General features: G+C 72.3%; 15 protein-coding genes. 3 read left to right on the top strand and 12 right to left on the bottom strand.

Annotated elements, in window-relative coordinates; translation table 11 throughout:
- Window positions 1-173 precede the first annotated feature (173 nt).
- From ACZ7BZ_RS00435 to ACZ7BZ_RS00420, 4 genes are all read right to left on the bottom strand, one after another.
- Window positions 174-1,349 (bottom strand): magnesium and cobalt transport protein CorA, encoded by a 1,176-nt coding sequence (locus ACZ7BZ_RS00435; protein WP_470356382.1) that lies wholly within the window; start codon window positions 1,347-1,349, stop codon window positions 174-176.
- 262 nt (window positions 1,350-1,611) lie between these two features.
- A complete protein-coding gene (locus ACZ7BZ_RS00430) occupies window positions 1,612-1,974 on the bottom strand; it encodes a hypothetical protein (protein ID WP_470356381.1) in 363 nt (120 codons plus the stop codon).
- A 381-nt stretch (window positions 1,975-2,355) separates the two neighbouring features.
- A complete protein-coding gene (locus tag ACZ7BZ_RS00425; protein WP_470356380.1) occupies window positions 2,356-3,903 on the bottom strand; it encodes an alpha-L-arabinofuranosidase B in 1,548 nt (515 codons plus the stop codon).
- A 714-nt stretch (window positions 3,904-4,617) separates the two neighbouring features.
- Complete coding sequence (locus tag ACZ7BZ_RS00420; RefSeq protein WP_470356794.1) at window positions 4,618-5,730, bottom strand: sensor histidine kinase; 1,113 nt, start codon at window positions 5,728-5,730, stop codon at window positions 4,618-4,620.
- Window positions 5,731-6,344: 614 nt separating this feature from the next.
- Here ACZ7BZ_RS00420 and ACZ7BZ_RS00415 point away from each other — a divergent pair.
- Window positions 6,345-7,679, top strand: coding sequence for a cation:proton antiporter (locus ACZ7BZ_RS00415; RefSeq protein ID WP_470356379.1), 1,335 nt, complete (start codon window positions 6,345-6,347; stop codon window positions 7,677-7,679).
- 16 nt (window positions 7,680-7,695) lie between these two features.
- Here the strand turns inward: ACZ7BZ_RS00415 and ACZ7BZ_RS00410 are convergent, their stop codons facing one another.
- Window positions 7,696-8,382, bottom strand: coding sequence for a response regulator (locus ACZ7BZ_RS00410; RefSeq protein WP_470356378.1), 687 nt, complete (start codon window positions 8,380-8,382; stop codon window positions 7,696-7,698).
- A gap of 211 nt (window positions 8,383-8,593) precedes the next feature.
- Between ACZ7BZ_RS00410 and ACZ7BZ_RS00405 the strand changes: the two genes are divergently transcribed.
- Window positions 8,594-10,390 carry an ABC transporter ATP-binding protein gene (locus ACZ7BZ_RS00405; protein ID WP_470356377.1) on the top strand — a complete coding sequence of 599 codons (1,797 nt, stop codon included), beginning with the start codon at window positions 8,594-8,596 and terminating at the stop codon, window positions 10,388-10,390.
- Window positions 10,391-10,533: 143 nt separating this feature from the next.
- Here the strand turns inward: ACZ7BZ_RS00405 and ACZ7BZ_RS00400 are convergent, their stop codons facing one another.
- Complete coding sequence (locus ACZ7BZ_RS00400) at window positions 10,534-11,313, bottom strand: SGNH/GDSL hydrolase family protein (protein WP_470356376.1); 780 nt, start codon at window positions 11,311-11,313, stop codon at window positions 10,534-10,536.
- A gap of 265 nt (window positions 11,314-11,578) precedes the next feature.
- Window positions 11,579-11,770: a hypothetical protein gene (locus tag ACZ7BZ_RS00395; RefSeq protein WP_470356375.1), complete on the bottom strand. Its 192-nt coding sequence runs from the start codon at window positions 11,768-11,770 to the stop codon at window positions 11,579-11,581.
- Window positions 11,771-12,838: 1,068 nt separating this feature from the next.
- On the opposite strand from ACZ7BZ_RS00395, the gene ACZ7BZ_RS00390 reads away from it, so the two are divergent.
- Window positions 12,839-13,432, top strand: coding sequence for a PadR family transcriptional regulator (locus ACZ7BZ_RS00390; RefSeq protein WP_380456135.1), 594 nt, complete (start codon window positions 12,839-12,841; stop codon window positions 13,430-13,432).
- 20 nt (window positions 13,433-13,452) lie between these two features.
- Here ACZ7BZ_RS00390 and ACZ7BZ_RS00385 read toward each other — a convergent pair whose 3' ends face one another.
- The 5 genes from ACZ7BZ_RS00385 to ACZ7BZ_RS00365 form a co-directional block, all read right to left on the bottom strand.
- A complete protein-coding gene (locus ACZ7BZ_RS00385; RefSeq protein WP_470356793.1) occupies window positions 13,453-14,244 on the bottom strand; it encodes an SGNH/GDSL hydrolase family protein in 792 nt (263 codons plus the stop codon).
- Entirely contained in the window at window positions 14,244-14,645 is a 402-nt protein-coding gene (locus tag ACZ7BZ_RS00380; protein WP_470356374.1) for a nuclear transport factor 2 family protein, read from the bottom strand. The genes ACZ7BZ_RS00385 and ACZ7BZ_RS00380 overlap by 1 nt, the downstream gene beginning before the upstream one ends.
- Before the next feature lie 281 nt (window positions 14,646-14,926).
- Complete coding sequence (locus tag ACZ7BZ_RS00375; protein ID WP_470356373.1) at window positions 14,927-16,843, bottom strand: putative Ig domain-containing protein; 1,917 nt, start codon at window positions 16,841-16,843, stop codon at window positions 14,927-14,929.
- Between the two features lie 594 nt (window positions 16,844-17,437).
- Window positions 17,438-18,289: an NmrA family NAD(P)-binding protein gene (locus ACZ7BZ_RS00370; protein WP_470356372.1), complete on the bottom strand. Its 852-nt coding sequence runs from the start codon at window positions 18,287-18,289 to the stop codon at window positions 17,438-17,440.
- Window positions 18,290-18,410: 121 nt separating this feature from the next.
- Window positions 18,411-18,875 carry a hypothetical protein gene (locus tag ACZ7BZ_RS00365; RefSeq protein ID WP_470356371.1) on the bottom strand — a complete coding sequence of 155 codons (465 nt, stop codon included), beginning with the start codon at window positions 18,873-18,875 and terminating at the stop codon, window positions 18,411-18,413.
- Window positions 18,876-18,916 lie beyond the last annotated feature (41 nt).

The following is an 18,916-nucleotide window of genomic DNA, read 5'->3' as shown; positions in this document are numbered from 1 at the left end:
CGCTCGCCGCACCCCCGGAGGACGGAAACGGGCGTGCGGCGCCGTCAAGGGCGCAGACGGGGCCGCGGGAGTCGGCCGGCCTGACCGGGATCTCTGCGTCGCCACGGCACGGTCGGTCCGTCCGGCAGGGCGGTCGTCCGTCGGCTGTTCAGGCGGATCCCCACGAGGGCCTGCTACAGCCAGTCACGGCGCTTGAAGGCCAGGTACAGACCGGTGCAGACCAGCGCCATCAGGCCGATCGCGAACGGGTAGCCGAAGGCCCACTTGAGCTCGGGCATGGTCTGGAAATTCATGCCGTAGACGGTGCCGATCAGGGTGGGGGCGAAGAGGATGGCCGCCCAGGACGAGATCTTCTTGATCTCGTCGTTCTGGGCGTGGCCCGCCTCGGCGAGCTGCTTCATCTCCTCGTTCTGCCGCTGCGAGACCAGGGTGGCGTTGACCGTGAGGATGTTCTGCAGCATCTGGCGGAACCCGTCGACCCGCTCGGCCGCGTAGGTGGCGTGGTCCGCGACGTCGCGCAGGTAGCGCTGGAGCTCCTCGTCGGTCCCGTACTTCTCGAAGCCCGCCTCCAGGCTCCGCATGATGTCGAGGAGGGGGCGGGTGGCACGCTGGAATTCGATGACCTCGCGGGAGAGCTCGTAGATGCGGCGGGAGACCTGCGGGTCGCCGCCGAAGACCTCGGTCTCGATCTCGTCGATGTCGTGCTGCAGGCCCGCGATGACAGGTGCGTAACCGTCGACGACGGCGTCCAGGACCGCGTAGAGCACCGCCTCCGGGCCGAGCGCGAGCAGGTCCGGGTCGGCCTCCAGACGCCGGCGGACCGCTGAGAGGTCGGGAGCCTGCGAGTGACGCACCGTGAGGACGAAGTCGGGGCCGACGAACAGGTGGATCTCGCCGAAGTCGACCTCCTCGACATCGTCCAGGTAGCGGGCGGCGCGCAGTACGACGAACAGCGTGTCGCCGTAGCGCTCCAGCTTCGGGCGCTGGTGGGCGACGATGGCGTCCTCGACGGCGAGCTGGTGCAGGTCGAACCGCTCGGCGGCTTCCAGCAGCTGGGCCTCGGCCGGACGGTAGAGACCGATCCAGGTCATGGTGCCGGGTTTGCCGGGCAGCTGCCGGTAGACCTCCGTAAGGCTGGACGGCGTCCCGGTGCGGTGGCCGTCCCGGTAGACCGCGGCATCGACCACCGAGCGTTCGAGCGGGATCGCCGACGGCTCGTCGTGATGGTCGGGCCGGGGGTCCATCGAGTGCTCGGGCGCCGGGTGGGGGGTGTCGTGGCCGGTCGGGTCGGTCGGTCGGGTGAACGGACGCCTGCTCGCCCGGGTCGCGCGGGCACGCCAGTCGGACATGGAAGAAACCTCCACGGGAGAGTATCCGCCGCCGCTGCCCGCGCCGCCTCCGGGAGGCGGCGGTGCGGAAGGGGGTGGTGCGGGAGGGGGTGGTGTGCCGGCTGGCCGCGCGGTCCGGAGGTCTTGACGGTGCCGAGGGCCGACGGCGACCAGCAGGTGGCCGCCCGAGGCGGAACCGCCCATCCGGTGGCCGGCGGGCCGGTGAGCCGGTAAGCCGGTAAGCCGAGCCGGCACTGCGCCGCCTCGGCCCGCGCGGAAGCAGTCACTCGTCGTAGTGACCGTCGTCGCTGAACGCCCCGCCGAGCAGGGCCCCGCCCACCAGGCCCGCCGCGCCCGCGCCCAGGAGCGCGCCGGTGCCGAACCGGCGACCGCCACCCTCTGGCCGGTCCTGCCCGGCATCCTGCGCGTAGCCCTGCTGCGGGTAGCCGTGCTGGACCGGCTGCGGGTACCCCGCCGCCGATGCGTACCCGTTGCTCTGCGCCGGCGTGTAGTACGGCGGCGGAGTGGTCTGGACGCGATGGGCGCAGCCGCCGCAGGTCTGGACCTGGCGGGGAACACCCCACTGCGGGGACCACAGGACGGCTGTGGTGCCGGTGCCGTGCGAGGGGTCGAAGAAGCAGGTCATGACAGAAGTCCCTGATGGTTCCTTGGTGCTGAGGGTGGCAGCGGCCGGGGCGGCCGCGGGTCGGGCCGACCGTCTGACGGGCACCGGCGGCGGGGACCCCGTGGACCGTTGCAGCGTGCCGGGCCGACTGCTCCGGCCGGCACCCGGCACCCGGCCGGAGCAGCCCCGCCACCCGGCCGGAGCAGCCCCGCCACCCGGCCGGTACGCCCCCTCTGCTCGGCCGGAAGCGCCACCGGCCCGGCAGGGTCGGCTGGCCGCGGCCAGCCGGATTCGGCGGCACGCCGCACTTGATCGCCTCGGGTTGCCATGACGCCGCCGGGCCGGTGCGGCTTCGGCCCCCTTGGGCGCGGGGCCCAGCGGGGCCCGGCCCGGGGCTGCTGGTCAGCTCCAGGAAGCAGCCGCGGACCAGGTGGTGTCCTGGGCCCACGACGACGGGTTGTCCCAGGCGTTGGCACCGCCGTCGCTCGCGAGGTAGCCGGCGAGGCGGTAATGGCGGACGTAGTCGGCCGGGTAGTTGAAGGACCGGAGGGAGTAGCCGGTGCCGCCGTTTCCGGGCTGGACGCAGAAGGTGGCGTCGGCGGCGAACTGGCTGGTGCCGGCATCGGGCTGGAGGTGCAGCTGGAACGCGTAGTGCCTGAGGTAGCTGCCGGGTGTGTCGGCCGACTCGAAGGAGACGCAGCCGCTGTCCGCCAGGCCGGCCCGGACGATCCAGGTCGCGTTGCCCTTGTCCGCGGCGGAGCTGCCGGACGGCACCGGCGCGATCACCACCTTGTCGTCGGTCGTGTCGTGCTGCAGGTAGCCGCCGGTGCAGCAGGAGGTGGTGGCCTGGAGCGACACCTCCGCGCCGGGGGTGAAGGGGGTGGTGGCACTGTAGCCGGCCGCGGCGATGTTGGCCTGGACCGCGGCGTCGGTGGCGTCCGAGGGGTAGCCCTTGACGATGGCGCCCTCGTAGAAGGTGCCCGCGCTCGCGTTGCGGTTGGTCTGGCAGCAGTCGCCGCCGCTGCCGAGGATGACGGCGCCCTGCTTGTGCATCGGGCTCCATCCACTGGGCAGCGAACCGCTGTAGAGCTGGGTCAGGCTCCCGGACCGGGCGTCGGCTCCCTTGAGTGCCATCCGGGCGGTGCCGTCGTTCTTGAGCATGGCGGTGACGAAGCGGCTGGTCTGCGGGACCTGGTGGGGGTTCCACGTCTTGCCGCCGCCGGAGAACAGTCCGTTCTCCAGGTCCGCCTGCACCCACGGTCCGGTTCCGGTGCAGCCGCCGAACCAGCATTCCGTGCCGAAGTTGATCGCGTCCATGGCGCCGTTGCCGTCGGCCTTGTGGTCGATCTCCGTGTTGCCGTAGTCGAAGCAGCAGCCGTTGTTGACGTGGGTTCCGCTGGTGACCATGTACTCGCCCTCGGGTGAACTGCCGGTCGGCACGCCCCCCGTGGAGTTGTGGGCGAAGTAGCTGTTGCCGGGGTCGATGTGGAGCGCGTATGCCTTCCGGCCGCCGACGCTCAGCGCCTCCGTGTTCGCGGTGGCCGCAGTGTCGGCGCCGCCGGTCCCGCCGGGTCCCTGGTAGACCAGGGTGTTGCCGCCACCGGTCTGGTCGTAGACGCGGGTGATGGTGCAGGTGGTGCCCGCGCAGAAGGAGTCCTGCGCCGGGCCGTCGGCAACGCCCCCGGCGGACAGCACCCTGACGTCCTGCAACGTGCTGTCCGAGGCCCGCCGCACCTGGTACAACGGGCCGTTGTAGGAGGCGAACAGCGCGCGCGTGGTGCTGTGCGCCGCGACGCACGGCGTTCCGCCGCCGGCGTAGACGTCGCACGGCCCCTCGGCCGCGGCCTGAGCGGTGGCCGTGCCGGTGAGCAGGCCGGCGACGAGCAGGGCGGTCGCGCCCGCTGCCGACAGCGCCCGCCGGGCACGGCGCAGCCACGATCGTGTGGTCATGAACGGACTCCTTCACGGGGTGGGGGAAGGAAGAGGGCGTCCCAGTCTGTTAGCGCTAACAATCAGGCATCGCAAAGGCTGCACGCATAGCGTCGAGGGCACCGCCACCGTGCTGCGCCGGCCATCACTATTCCCAGGCGCCGGGGCACCGTCAAGAGATCGGACTGTCAGCACTCACCGCGAGTACCCCGGCCACCGGAGCGGGCGGCCCGCCGAATGCCCGCTCACACGCATCCGACTCGGCCAGGGGCCGAGCCGGGGCCCTGCCCGCCGGGCCGACCAAGGGCGGCGAAGCGATCAACGGCCAGAAGAATCAAGGGACTTAAGCTTGGCAGACATCACTCTACGCGCGTCATCATGTGCTGGCCGGGCCCCTCCCCGGCAGGGCTCACACGTGCGAGGTCAGGCGAGGGCGGTCATGCCGTGCCGGTCAAGCGCCAGTCGGCCGACGCCCGCGCGGCGTCGGGTCCTGAGGTTCAGCCACGACGGTCGCCCTGACGGCGTTCTCGGCAGCCTCGTGGCAAACCGGACCTGTCGAAGTCCGGCAGCTCGCCATCACCATCGACCTCCTCCGGGAACCCGCAAGAGGAGTGCGGGCGCCGAAGCGGTTCATCGACGGCAAGAGTCTGCGTCTGGTCCCGAAGACGGCCTGAGCCGCACACGACCCTGCCCCGTGCGGCCAGGAGCGGCGCGGGCAGAGGTGCGGCCTGCCCCTCAGTCGCCGTTGGCGGTGAGGGGGATGCGCAGGCTGACCCGGTAGCCACCCCCGTGGGTGGGGCCGGCTTCGAGGGTGCCGTGCAGGATCTCGGCGCGTTCGCGCAGACCGATCAGGCCCTGCTGGGAGCCCGGCAGAGCCAGGGAAGGACGAGCGGGCGCGCTGTTGGTGACGGTCACCCCGACGTCGGCCCCGTCCTGCCAGAGTTCGACGGTCGCGGTGGCACCCGGGGCGTGCTTGCGGGCGTTGGTGAGCGCCTCCTGGACCGTCCGGTACACGGCCCGCTGGGCGGAGGCGCCGAGGTCGGGCGGCAGTCCTCCGGTCAGGCGGGTCTCGATGCCGCCGGAGTCCACGAGCCGGTGCAGGTCGGCCAGGGTGGGCTGCGGGGTCAGTTCGGTGTCTCGGCCGCCGGAGGCGCGCAGCAGCCTGACCATGGTGCGCAGCTCGTCCAGCGTGGTGACGCTCAGGGAGCGGATGGTGCGGGCGGCGTCCTTGGCGTCCTCGTCCCGGGTGGACACCTGGAGCGCCCCGGCGCGCACGGCGATCAGGCTGACCTGGTGGGAGACCACGTCGTGCATCTCGCGGGCCAGTTGAGCGCGTTCGCGGGCGAGCACGGTCTGGGCGTGCAGGATCCGCTCGTGCTCCCTGGCCTCCTCGGTCTCGGCCATCTGCCGCTCCAGGTCCCTGCGGGTCTGGAGGAGTTGCCCGAACAGCACGGCGGCAGCCGCGGTGGCGAGGCTGTACACGAACGTGACCAGGGTGAAGGTCCGGCTGACCTCGAACGGGCCGCCGAGGGACCACGGGACGATACTGGCGAAGGCGGTACCGAGGGCGCAGAACGCGAGCAGCCGGCGGTTGCGGGAGCGTTCGGCGAGGGTGAACAGCGCCACGATCGGTGCGAGGGCGATGTCGTCCTGGGTGAAGGCGATCGGCAGGGTGAGCAGCAGCACACCGAGGGGGTACCTGCGGCGCAGTGCCAGCGCGGCGCAGGCGACGGCGGCCACGGCCAGATCGAATGCCCCCGGGCCCTCCGTGAGGTTCAGCCAGGCGTCGATGCTCGCTGCCAGGACCAGGGCGCCGTCCACGACGGGCGCCGGCACCCGTGCCCACAGTGCGCGGGCTCGGCCCGTCCCCGGCGTCTGCGGCTGGTTCCCGTCGACCGCCGTGCGACTCACCGCAGCCTCCCGCTCCGTCACCGCCTTCGTTCTCATCCGTGCCGCCTCGCCTTCGCTCTGTTCCGTCCCGGCCGCCCCGGCCCCGGGTCGTGGGCGGCGCCCCGGGGGCGACCGGGGTGGGCCGTCACAGGGTGCGGCCGGGCTGAGCCGGTGCGCGACCCGCTCCGGCAGGTGTTTCCGTCGGAGCCGACCCTAAGGCTTCGGTGTCGTCGGGGCGGTGGCCGACCGACAGCTCCGGCCACCCGGCGGGGTGTTCACATCCAGTCGGCAGAGGGCGCCCGGTCACGCAGGCCCGTCGAGGTGGCGGGCCTTCCGGCGTCACAGGCGTTCCGCCCGGTCGGCGGGGGTGTTCCCGGCGGTCGGCGGGGTGACTGCGTACGGCCTTCGAGGTGGGATGGGGACCGTCCGCTGCGACACTGGCCGGCGGACCGGGGCACCTGCATGCTCGGGCGCTGCCAGGCATGTAGTCAGGACCGACGGACTCCTCCGGCGAGCAATGAGCCGACGACGGAGGTGTCCACCCCCGTCGTCGTTCGGAAGCGGAAGTTGCCTTGTTGATTCCTGTCCTGATCGTGATCACCGCCGTGGTGGCCGGCTGGTCGCTCGTCGCCGGGCGGCTCGAACGCCGGCACGTGCGCGCGCCGCTCGTGCTGGTGCTCGCGGGTGTGGTCACCGGCCTGTTCACACACAGTGAGATCGCCGCCGCCATGAACTCCGTGATCGCCCAGCGGGTGGCTGAGATCATCCTGGCCGTGCTGCTGTTCGTGGACGCCACCGAGCTGCGGGGCGGGCGGCTGTTCGGCCGCGATCCGGGCTCGGCCGCCCGGGTGCTGCTGGTCGCCCTGCCGTTGAGTCTCGGTGCGACGGTCCTGCTCGGCGGGCTGCTGCTGCCGGACCTGTCGGTCGCGGCGTTGCTGCTGATCGCCTGCGTCATCATCCCGACCGACTTCGCACCCGCCGAGATCCTGGTCCGCGACCGGCGCATCCCGGCCCGGGTGCGCAGCGTGCTCAACGTGGAGAGCGGCTACAACGACGGCATCGTGTCGCCGCTGTTCCTGTTCGCGCTGGTGCTGGCCGGGTCGACGGCCGAGAAGCGCACGCCGCTGGGGGCGCTGGGCACGACCGTGCCGTTCGCGGTCAAGGCGCTGGTGGTCGGCGCGCTGGTGGGTGCGCTGCTGGCCTGGCTGATGAACCGAGCCCAGCGCGCGCACTGGATGACCGACCAGTCCCGCCGGATCCTGGTGCTGATCATCCCGCTGCTGGCCTACACCTTGACCACCGCGGTGCACGGCAACGGCTTCGTCGCCTCGTTCGTGGCCGGCGTCGCCTTCCGGTACGTCCGGCGGGCGCCGGAACGCCATGGCGCCGCGGTGCCGGCCGGCTCGGACTTCCAGCTGATCGAGGACACCAACGCCATGATGACCATGGTCATGTGGTTCTTCTTCGGCAACGCGGCGGTACTGACGTTCAGCCTCGGCCTGGACTGGCCCGTGCTGGTGCTGTGCGCGGCCGCGCTCACCGTGCTGCGGATCGTGCCGGTCCTGCTGTCCTTGCTCGGTTCCCGGTTCAGCCGGGCCGAGCGGCTGATGGTCGGCGCGCTCGGGCCGCGCGGCACCACCTCGATCGTGTTCGGGCTGCTCGCCTTCAACGCCCTCCCGGACGGGCCGGCGGCCAACAGCGCACTCGACGCCATGGTCGTCGTCGTCCTCGGCAGCATCCTGCTGCACGGCGGTGGGTCGCTGGCCATCGCCCGCGCGCTGCGCGGCCGAGCCCGGCCCCGTCCGGAGACGGCGGTGGACGCCGGGAAGGCCGAAGAGGTCGGTGATGTCCGGGGCGGCGGGAGGGACGAGGCTCCTCGCTCCTCGGCCGGCGCACGGCGCGAGTGAGCCTCGATGCCTCACCTCACAGGCGCCGCGGCGTGGTGCCCGTCCCGTTCGGGACGTCGGCCAGCAGGCCCGCGCGCTGGGCGAGCAGCGCGGCCTGCACCCGCCCACCGACCCTGAGCTTGGTGAGGATCGCGCTGACGTGGTCCTTCACCGTTCCCGTCCCCAGGTGGAGGCGTACGCCGATGTCGGCGTTCGACAGCCCCTCGGCGAGCAGCACCAGCACCTCCCGCTCCCGGTCGCTGAGCCGGTCGACCCGCCCGGCCTCCTCGTCGACCACGGCCGGACCACTGCCGGGATGGCCGCGCAGCAGGCTCCGCGAGGCCTTGGGCGACAGGACGACCCCGCCTGCCGCGAGGGTGCGCACCTGCGGGGCGAGGTGCTCGGGCTCGGTGTCCTTGAGCAGGAACCCGGCCGCCCCGGAGTTCAGCGCGGTCAGGATGTACTCGTCCGCGTCGAAGGTGGTCAGCATCGCCACCACCGGCGGCGACGGCAGGAGGACCAGTTCCCGAAGCACGCTCAGCCCGTCCACGTCCGGCATCCGGATGTCGAGCAGGACGACGTCCGGACGGTGCTCCCGCACGGTGGCGACCGCCTGCCCCCCGACGCAGGTCGCCACCACCTCGATGTCCCCCGCCGCACTGAGGATCATTCCGAACCCCGACCTGATCAGCGCCTCGTCGTCCACCACCACTACCCGGATCACATATCCTCCGCCGCCGCAGGACCTCTGCCGTACCGCCCAATGATCCCTTGTCCGGCCGGCACCGGCGCACACGGGGCACCGGTGCGGCCACGCGCCACCCGGCGGGGAGGTACCGGCCGAAAGGCGGGGGTGATCCGGACGGTCACCGGATGGGGCGCAGCGCCGCGCGCCGTCACGCTGGACCCGTACGCCACCAGCTGAGAGGAATCCTGTGAACACCGCATCCGACCCGACGAGCGCGGACACTCCGTCGCTGTCCGCGCGGGCGACGTTCAAGGCGCTGTACGGCTATGTCCGGCCGCACCGGTGGACGGTCGCGCTCGGCCTGCTGTGTGCACTGGTCGGATCGGCCGGCGGCCTGCTGCAGCCGCTGGCCACCAAGGCGCTGGTGGACCGGCTCTCGTCCGGTCAGACCATCATCGCGATCGTGCTGTCCCTCACCGCGCTCGTACTGCTCGGCACGGTGTTCGAGGCGCTCAGCGGATACGTGCTGGAGCGCACCGCCGAGTCCGTCGTGCTGGCCGCCCGACGAAGCCTGATCGGACGGCTGCTGCGGCTGCGGATCTCGGAGGTGGACCGGATCCCGCCGGGGGACCTGATGTCCCGCGTGACCTCCGACACCACGCTGCTGCGCGCCGTCACCACCCGGGAGCTGGTCTCCGGCGCCACCGGCGTGGTCACCCTGGTCGCGGCCGTCGTGCTGATGGCCGTCCTGGACCCCGTCCTGCTGGGCGTGACGCTCGGCGTCGTGGCCCTGGTCGGCGGGGCCGTCGCCCTGGTGATGCCGAAGATCTCCGAGGCCACCGAACGCTCGCAGGAGGCGGTCGGCGAGATCTCCACCGAACTGGAACGCACCTTCGGGGCCTACCGCACGGTGAAGGCGTCCGGCGCCGAGGAACGGGAGACCGCCCGGGTGACGGCCGCCGCCCAGCGGGCCTGGCAGCACGGCGTGCGCAGCGCCAAGTGGGAGGCACTCGCGAAGTCCGCGGACGTCCTCGCCGTCGAGCTCGCGTTCCTCGCGGTGCTCGCCGTCGGCGGGGCCCGCGTGGCCTCCGGGCAGATCCCGGTCTCCACGCTGATCGCCTTCCTGCTGTACGTCTTCTACCTGATCGAACCGGTCTCCCGGCTGGTCGACGCCGCCTCCCAGTACCAGGAGGGCGCGGCCGCGATCTCCCGGATCACCCAGGCACAGCAGCTCGCCACCGAACAACGGGAACTGCGCCGGCTCACCCTGCCCGCCCGCACGGAGGACGGCGCCGGCGCGGGCCCGGCATCGATCCGCTTCGAGCAGGTGTCCTTCCGCTACGGCCCAGCGCTGCCCGACATCCATCACGAGGTGACCTTCGACGTGCCGGCCGGCGGGATGACCGCCTTCGTCGGCCCGTCCGGCGCGGGCAAGTCGACCGTCTTCGCCCTGCTCGAACGCTTCCACGAAGTGACCGGCGGACGAGTGCTGGTGGACGGCGAGGACGTCCGGGACTGGTCGCTGCCCCGTCTGCGGGACTCCATCGGCTACGTCGAGCAGGACGCCCCGGTCCTGGCCGGCACACTCCGCGAGAACCTGCTCTTCGCCGCACCAGACGCCTCGGACCAGGACCTGGTCGACGTCCTGACCCGCACCAGGCTCGACACTCTCGTCGCCCGCCTGCCCGACGGCCTGGACACCCTGGTCGGCCACCGCGGGTCCAAGCTCTCCGGCGGCGAGCGGCAACGCGTCGCCATCGCCCGCGCACTGCTGCGCAAGCCCCGGCTGCTGCTCCTCGACGAGGCCACCTCACAGCTCGACGCCGTCAACGAACTCGCGGTGCGGGACATCGTGGCGCAGGCGGCCCGGGAGACCACCGTCCTGGTGGTGGCCCACCGCCTGTCCACCGTGACCGGCGCCGACCGGATCGTGGTGATGGACGCGGGCCGCGTCCGGGCCGTCGGCACCCACGCGGAACTCGTCGAGCGGGACGAGCTCTACGCCGAGTTGGCCACCACCCAACTGCTGACCCCGGCCCGCTGACCCGACAGGCCGTACACCCGGCCGCGCGGTGCCGAAGCCGGCGCCGCGCGGTCCGGCGCCGGGCACCGTCTCCGCCGCGAACAGGGTGACCAGCCACGGCTCACCGCTGCCGCCCAGCTCTGGACGGCGTGCCGGTGCCAGTGTCAGACCGGGGTCGGCTCGGGGCGCTTGGGGGCGAGGTGGTCGCCGGAGGTCTCGCCGCGCAGGCGGCGGCCGACCCAGGGCGCCAGGTACGTGCGAGCCCAGTGGAGGTCCTCCCGGTAGTGCGCCGCGGTGGAGCGGGGCGGCTGGGCGGGCCAGGGGGCTTGCGGGTCCTGCGCCGTGGGGAGTCCCAGGGTGCGGGCGGCGAGCAGGGCCACTCGCTGGTGGCCCTCGGGGGACAGGTGCAGGCGGTCCCCGCTCCATGCTCGCGGGTCCTGCACCGAACCGAGCGACCACAGGTCCACGACCGTGCAGCAGTGGCGGTCCGCGATCGCGCGCAGGTGGCCGTTGTAAGTGGCGATCTTCCCGCGCAGATGCTTGAGCAGGGTCATGCCGCGGGTGTCGAAGCCGGTGAAGAGCACCACGGTCCCGGCTGCCCCGGTGAGCTGCGTGACGGCGGCCTCGAAGCGTCGGGCCACCTCGTCCGGGTCGCTGCCGGGGCGCAGGATGTCGTTGCCGCCGGCACAGAGGGTGACCAGGTCGGGGCGGATCCGGCTCACCTGCGGTACCTGCTCCGCCACGATGCGGTCGAGCAGCCGCCCGCGCACCGCGAGGTTGGCGTACCGGAACTCCCCCTCCGGGCGGCCCTCGGCGAGCATCGAGGCCAGGCGGTCGGCCCAGCCCAGGAAGGCTCCGTCGGTGCCGGGGTCGTTCATCCCTTCGGTGAAGCTGTCCCCGAGGGCGACGAACGAGCGGATGTCGGCCGGCTCCATTTGGTTCATGGCATCTATATTTCATGAACTGAAGGGTTTTCGCCAGTCGAGAGACCGCCTCGCCGTGCCCCGCCCTGGCCGCCGCTACCGGGGCCCTCCCGCTGGTCATCACCCCCGGGCAGTGCGCCGGCCGCACCCGGTTCGAGGCGGTCATGGACCGGATCCGGGTACTGCGGCTGACCTGCGGCAGGCCGCGCACGAAGCCGGACAGTCGGCTGGCCCGTGAGGTACCGGCCGCACCCGGCCAGGTGCGGCCGACCTCCCCGACGTGAAGTCAGACCCCCACGGGCTCACGGTCGGAGACCCCCGCGGCGGTCTCCTCCTCCTGGCCGAAGTGGGCCACCGCCACGGCCGCGGCGACGGCGATGACGAACCCGCCGACGGCGAGCCAGCCCAGCCCGCTGCGGGAGGCGTCGCCGAGCCACAGCACGCCGGCCGCGCCGGGGACGACGGTCTCACCGATCACCAGGGCGTCGGCGGCGCCGAGTGGTTCGCCACGTGGTCAGGTCCTCACGATTCCTGGTCTGCGGTCAACTCGGTGAAGGCTAGATCCGCCACCCGGCCACGCCGGCGACGGCGCGCCGCGCGGCGGTCGGTCCTACCGGGGATTGGAAGTTCCGCGCCGTCGGCCAGGGCTACGCCTCCGGGCTGGCCGGAATCGCCGCCGACTTCGGCGTGGACGTGCTGCAGCCCTCCGCACCACCACCGGCGCCAGCACCACTGCCGGTGCCGGTGCCGGTGCCGGCCGTCCCTGCCACGGCCACCCTCCTCACCAAGGAAACACCGGGGAGTTCACTCATGACCTGCTTCTTCGACCCCTCGCACGGCGCCGGCACCACCACCGCCCTGTGTTCCCCGCTGTGGGGCGTTCCCCGCCAGATCCACACCTGCGGCGGCTGCGCCCACCGCATCAGCACCACCCCGCCGCCGTTCTACACCCCGCCGCAGACCGGCGGGTACCCGCAGCCGGTACAGCCGGGCTACCCGCGGCAGGCCTACCACCAGGACGCCCCACCCGCAGCAGGGCCATCCCCAGGCCCCCGGACAGGAACGGCCGGAGGGACGCCGCCGCTTCGGCACCGGCGCGATGCTCGGCGCGGGCGCCGCCGGCCTGGTGGGCGGCGCCCTGCTCGGCGGGGCGTTCAGCGACGACGGCCACTACGACGAGTGAGGGCTCCGGCGCCCGGACGGAGGCAACGGCGTGCCCCTGGCAGCCAGGCCGAGCAGCCTGACGCCACCCCCGAACCGACCGCCGCGGATCGGGGCACCTGCGGACGGCTCCGATTCGCTGTGGTCGCAGCGCCGGGACGGGACAGGTGAACACCGCAGCGCCGCGGTTGGCTTGTGTCGGCAACGGGTGGGATTCAGCCGTTGCCGACATCGGCCGCTGACAGGAAGCCGCTCTGCGCGACCCATCGGGCTGTGCGCCCGTCCGGTTCCCGCTGCAGGAGCATGCCGGGACCCCAAGAGCTAGGTGCGTTGTTGATTAGTCGCATCGGTCGCCGGCGCACCGGGCGCTCGCTAGGCTGGCGGCATGGCTCTGCGCAACGCGATCATGTCGACCCTCCTGGAGGGCGAGGCGTCCGGTTACGACCTGACGAAGGCGTTCGACGCGTCGGCGGCGAACTTCTGGATGGCCACACCGCAGCAGCTCTACCGGGAGCTGGACCGGATGAAGGCGGAGGGACTGGTCAGCGCCCGGGTCGTCGAGCAGGAGCGGCGGCCGAACAAGCGGCTGTTCTCGCTCACCGAGGCGGGCCGCGCCGCGCTGCGGTCGTTCACGGCCTCGCCACCGCGACCGTCCGCGGTCCGGGACGAGCTGCTCGTCCAGGTGCAGGCCGTGGACGCGGGCGACCCGGACGCCGTTCGCGCGGCGCTGCTCGAACGGCTGGTGTGGGCGCAGGCCAAGGTGGCCCGCTACGAGCGCCTGCGGGCGCGGCTGCTGGACGGGCGTTTCGAGGACGAGTACCTCGCCACGGCCGAACGGATCGGGCCGTATCTGACCCTGATGCGCGGACTGTCGTTCGAGCGCGAGAACCAGCGCTGGTGCGAGCAGGTGCTCGCCGTTCTGGACCGGCGGGCCGCCGCGCCGGCCCCCGCACGGGGGCCGGCGCAGGGCCCGGTCTGACGGTCTTCGCGGGCGGCCGCTCAGTGCGCCGGGCGGGGAGCCCCGACCGGCCGCAGATCCGGGCGCTTCGCGACACGTCCGTCGCCGGAGGAGCGCCCGCGCAGGCGGCGCATCAGCCACGGTCCGAGGAAGGTGCCGATCCAGGCGGCCTCCTGGGCGGCTCGCCGGTGGAGCCCCGCTGCCGGGAGCGGTGGCAGCGGCTCGGTCCACCCACCGTCGCTGCCGGGCAGCGCGAGCGCTTCGGCCGCCGCGGCGGCGATCCCGGCGTGGCCGAGCGGGCTGGCGTGCAGCCGGTCCGAGCTCCACATGCGCGGATCGGTCGTCACCTCGTGCGGGAAGAAGTCGACGACCACGACGCCGCGGTGGTCGGCCGTGGCCCGGATGCGCGCGTTGAGGTCCAGGAGCCGGGGTCGCAGTCCGCGGGCCAGTGGCGCGATCCGGCCGATGTCGGGGAAGGTGAACGTGAGCACCTGCGCCCCTGTGGCCGTGAAGGCGGCGAACATCGCGTCCAGCTCCGCCACCACGCCGCCCGCGTCGAAGCCCGGCCGCATCAGGTCGTTCATCCCTGCGACCACGGTGACCAGGTCCGGCCGCAGTGCGAGGGCAGGGGCGAGCTGTTCGGCCCGCACCTGGCCGGCGAGTCGGCCGCGCACGGCGAGGTTGGCGTAGAGCAGATCGCGTTCGTGCCCGGCGATCGTCTCCGCCAATCGGTCCGCCCAGCCGCGCCATCCGGCCGCCTCGTCACCGTCCCCCAGGCCCTCGGTCTGGCTGTCGCCGACCGCGACGTAGCGACGGAAGCCCGTGGTCGCGATCATGCCGCGGACGCGCCCTGCGCTTCGGCGGTGATCCGCTCGAACTGCGCGCCCATCGCGGCGGCGAGCGCCTGCGCGCCGGAGAGGGGGCGGACCATCACCGTCAACTCGTCGACCAGGCCGTCCTCGTCGACGTGGAGGAAGTCGCAGCCGTGCACCTCACGGCCGTCGACGGTGGCCTTGAAGACGAACGCGTGGTCGCGGCCGTCGCCGTCGTTGATCTCGCGGACGTAGTGGAAGTCCTCGAAGACCCGTGCGGCACCGCGCAGGATCGCGGCGGTCATGGCCTTGCCCGGATAGGGCTTGAAGACGACGGGGCTGGTGAAGACGACGTTCTCGGCCAGAAGGGCCTCGAGGGCATCGTGGTCGCCGGCTTCGACGGCTGCGCGAAAGGGGTGCACGACGGGCTCCATAGTCAACAAATTGAATAGCTTGCCTGCGCGTGAGCCTAGTCGCGCGGTCCGGGCGATGTCGAGGATGCACCGAACCTCGGCGTTCGCGAGGGCGCCCGGGCGTTCCGGGCCGCGACCTGCCCCGATCGGGCCGGCGCCGGGCTGGACCGACCAGATCCGGACCACCAAGCTCTTCACTCCGATCAACACCGACGACGGCGACATCACCGACCAATGGGTGGGCCCGGCGGCAAGGAGCCGCCGGGCCGAACGTTCGGACGGGCCAGGGGTCAGCTGGTCTGGATCGCGGTGTCGTCGATCACGAAGCTGGTCTGGAGGGAGGAGTCCTCCACCCCGGTGAACTTCAGCGCGACGCTCTGACCGGCGTAGGCCGACAGGTCGACCGTCTTCTGGGCGTAGCCGGTGTTGTGGTCGAGGTTGGAGTACGTGGCCACCGTGGTGCCGTTGACGGTCACGGTGAGCTTGTCGTACTGGGCGGTGGTGGTGGTCTCGGCCGTGTCGATGTGCAGCCAGTAGCTCAGGGTTGCCTTGCAGCCCGACGGGACGGTGACGGTCTGCGCGAGGCTGTCGGTGTGCGAGGTGCCGTAGCCGTCCAGCCAGGCCTTCCAGGAACCGCTGTGGGCGGGCTCGGACGCCGAGTTGTCGATGACGCCGCTGGTCGCGGTCCACGGCGCGGCGGAGCCGGTCTCGAAGCCGGGGTTGCCGAGCAGCTGGGCCGGAGTGCAGGAGCCTCCGGTGCCGTTGACCGTCCAGCCGAAGCTGGTGGAGCCGGTGGCGCCGGTGGTGTCCTTGGCGGTGGCGGTCACGTTGTAGCTGCCGGCCGCCGTCGCGGTGCCGGTGATCAGGCCGGTCGCCGAGTTGATGGAGAGGCCGGTCGGCAGGCCGGTGGCCGAGTAGGTGAAGCTCTGGCCGGAGGCCGAGTCACTGGCCTGGACCTGCAGGCTGACCGAGGCGCCCTGCGCGGTGGTCTGGTTGCCGGGATTGGTGACGCTCACCGTGTTGCCCGTCGAGCCGCCGCCCACGATCGGGTGGGAGATCGCGCAGGAGTTGGTGTCGTTGGACCAGCTGGCCTGCTCGGCCCAGGTACCGAAGCTGCCGAAGGTGATGTTGGCCGCGCCGCCCGCGGTGCCCGGGGACAGCCAGGCGCACTCGTCGGAGTTCTCCTGACCGTTGTACGAGCTGCCGGACACGTGGTTGGTCCAGCCGCCGGCCGGGTTCTGGTCGGACATCATCTCGTGCCACTCGTGGCCGAGGGTCATCGTGAAGCCGTCCAGCGTACCGGGCGAGTTGACGAAGCCCACGCCGCAGCCGGCGCCGGAGTCGATGTTGTACGGCTGGTTGCTGAACGCGACGTCGCCGTACGGGGAGTTGACCGCGCCGCCGGTCAGAGTGGTGTCACCGTTGTAGTCGTGCCACGCGCAGTACTGGTTCTGGTAGTTGTCCGGGTTGGTGCCGTGCGGCGACAGGATCACGTAGTAGGCGTCCCGGTTGGACGCCGCCGTGGTGTTGCCGAAGTGCGCCGCGGCGTTGACGGCTTCCTGGCCCAGCTGGTGCCCGGTGGCCGCGCTCGGCGACGCCGCCGCGTTGTCGTACCACACGCCGGCGAGCACGCCACCGCTCTGGTACGGGACGAAGTTCGCGTTGGAGGGGCAACTGGTGGCCCCGGCGGCCACGTTCGGCCCGTCACACCACTGCGTCAGGTCCGCGGACCACAGCTCGTTGCCGGTGCCGATGCCCTTGAACATCTGCTGGGCGGCGCCCGCCGCCCCGGCGGAGTCGCCCGAGAACTTGGCGTTGCCGTTGGCGTCCGCGGTCTGCGTGCCCCACTGGTTGCCGTAGAAGACCAGGTAGACCTTGGAGTGGCCGCTCTGCACGCCGATCCCGTCGATCCCTCCGCCGTAGGAGAGGGTCTGCGGTCCGGTGGCCGCGCCGGCGCTGGGCTCCTGGTGGGTGGAGGCCCACTGCTTCATCTTCTCGTTCTGCGCGATGGTCGGCATGACGCCGTGTCGGTACGGGTGCTGGTAGGCGGGGCTGTACGGGTTGGTCACGGAGCCGTTCTGCGACGACGCCGACTCGTCCGCCGCCCGGGCGGCACCGCCGGTGATCAGGGCGGCGGTGACGAGGGAGAGCGACGCGACGGCGGCCAGGGCCGCTCGTCTGAGCGCACGAACGTGGGGGATGCCCATGGGTGGGGATTCCTCTCTCATGCCGGCTCCGGTGCCGGTCGGCCCGGATGACGGCTCGTGGCAGGGCGGGTGCCGGCGAGGACGCGGGCGCGAGGCGTAACGGTGGAGTGGCCCGTGCTTGCCGGCAGTGCCGTGGGGGCTGACGGACGTCGACCGACGCCGTGTCAGCGGCAGAGCTGCGGTGCGGGTGGAGCAGCGGAAACCAGGCCCGGTGGCCGGCCTGCGGAGGCTCCGGCGGGGGCGTGAACGGAAGAAAAGCAGCGGTGACGGGCCGCAGTCAACGGATAACGCAAAAGAAGGATGTGCGCGCCACCGAAACCTCTGCGAAGGAAAGAATCTGACGAGAAGTCAGCAACGGGACACTCTCGCGTCCGTCATTTCGGAATGTCCGGAACAGCACGCAGCCCGGGTCACAAAAGGCCCGAGCGATCGGCAGCACCCGGCTCGACGGTTACATCACCATCGGACCTGGCGTCAGACGGCGTCGCCCACTCCCCTGGATCCAACACCGAGGGCCGGCTGCGCCAACAGGAACGCAAGGGCTTCGCCGAGGCCGTCGGTCAAACCCGCGCCCGTAACCGGAAGCAGGATGGATCACCGGAAGTGGGCGCGATGTCCGTCCAGGAAGGCGTCGAGCGTACGGGGCGGCCGGCCGAGGACGTCGGCGACGGTGCTGGTGGGGAACTCGGGTCGTTCGATGGCGAGTTGCTGGATCTCCACGACGTGGTCGGCGAGCCAGGCAGGCATGCCGGCCTGGCGGACGAGGGTGTCGCGCAGCTCGTCCGGGGCGAGGTCGACGTACGTGATCCGACGGCCGGTCAGTTCGGTGAGCCGGGCGGCGAGATCGGGGTGGGAGACGGCTTCCGGGCCGGTCAGCGCGTACGTACCGCCCGCGAGGTGGCTCCGGGTGAGCACTGCGGCCGCGACATCGCCGACGTCGCGGCAGTCGACGTAGTTGCAGCGCGCGTCCCTCATGGCACCGAGGACGAGCCCCTGGGCCACGGTGGGCGCGAGGCGCAGCAGGTTCTGCATGAACGCGTAGGGACGCAGGACGGTGCCGGTGAGCCCGGAGGCCCGCAGGTGTTCTTCGACGGCGTGGTGCCCCCGGGATATCGCGACGGGCGACGTGGGCTCGGCCGCGGGGGCGGAGAGCTTGACGACGTGTCCGATACCGCTGTGGGCGGCGATGTCGATGACGCGGGTTTCGAGTTCGACCTGTGCGGGGCTGTTGGCCATGGCGAGGAAGAGCTGGTCGGCGCCCGCGAAGGCGGTGCGCAGCGAGTCCGGGTCGCCGGCGTCGGCGTACCGGACCTCGACGAGCCGGTCGTGCGGGCCGGTGGTGCCGGGGAGCGGTCGGTGCGGGGTGCGGGTGAGGGCACGGACGGGTACGTCGAGTGCGCGGAGGCTGTGGAGCAGGGCGGTCCCGGTGGTTCCGGTCGCTCCCATGACAACGATCATCGGGTTTCTCCTCGGTGCTTGGTGTCGTCCGCGGCAGCCGGTGCCGCAAGGGTGGGTTCGGTGCGTCCGGGCGCCGGTGGCCGGACCGCGGTGCCGGTCACGGCCGGGCTCACGGCCGGGCTTTCGCGACGCCGGCGCGCCAGCGCAGGGTGACGATGGTGGTGGCGAGGACGGCGGAGACGGGCAGGTCGATGCGCAGTCGCCGCAGCCAGGGCGCAGCGTGGACCGGGGTACGGGCCGGCAGCCACTCGGCGGCGAACCATCCCAGCGCCGCCGCCGCACCGGCGGTCACGATGACGAGCAGCGCGGTCAGGACGAACCGCGGCAGGGTCGTGGTCCAGCGTCGTGGCTGCCCGCCGTGCCGCAGCCAGGTACCGACCAGGTACGCCATCACCGCGGATGTGCCGGCGATGGAGGTGCAGGCCGCCACTGTCAGGTCCGCCTGTCCGGTGACGACTCCCGCGGTACCCGCCATCAGGGCGGGGGCGGCGTAGGCGGTCAACACCTCGCGCCACAGCGTGAACTGCGGGGCGGCCGCCGGGCTCGGGCCGGTTCTGTCCTTCGTTGCAGCCATCTTGACCTCTTCATCTCGTGGGAATTCCGGAAGGCGAAAGG

This window comes from Kitasatospora sp. NPDC036934 (assembly GCF_055608425.1).
This window is presented reverse-complemented; position numbering and strand designations above follow the sequence as displayed.

Bases quoted from the DNA above. Each gene is read 5' to 3' on its own strand.
- ACZ7BZ_RS00435 (WP_470356382.1), bottom strand. From the start codon at position 1,349: ATGTCCGACTGGCGTGCCCGCGCGACCCGGGCGAGCAGGCGTCCGTTC.
- ACZ7BZ_RS00430 (WP_470356381.1), bottom strand. From the start codon at position 1,974: ATGACCTGCTTCTTCGACCCCTCGCACGGCACCGGCACCACAGCCGTC.
- ACZ7BZ_RS00425 (WP_470356380.1), bottom strand. From the start codon at position 3,903: ATGACCACACGATCGTGGCTGCGCCGTGCCCGGCGGGCGCTGTCGGCA.
- ACZ7BZ_RS00400 (WP_470356376.1), bottom strand. From the start codon at position 11,313: ATGAACCAAATGGAGCCGGCCGACATCCGCTCGTTCGTCGCCCTCGGG.
- ACZ7BZ_RS00390 (WP_380456135.1), top strand. From the start codon at position 12,839: ATGGCTCTGCGCAACGCGATCATGTCGACCCTCCTGGAGGGCGAGGCG.
- ACZ7BZ_RS00375 (WP_470356373.1), bottom strand. From the start codon at position 16,843: ATGGGCATCCCCCACGTTCGTGCGCTCAGACGAGCGGCCCTGGCCGCC.
- ACZ7BZ_RS00370 (WP_470356372.1), bottom strand. From the start codon at position 18,289: ATGGGAGCGACCGGAACCACCGGGACCGCCCTGCTCCACAGCCTCCGC.
- ACZ7BZ_RS00365 (WP_470356371.1), bottom strand. From the start codon at position 18,875: ATGGCTGCAACGAAGGACAGAACCGGCCCGAGCCCGGCGGCCGCCCCG.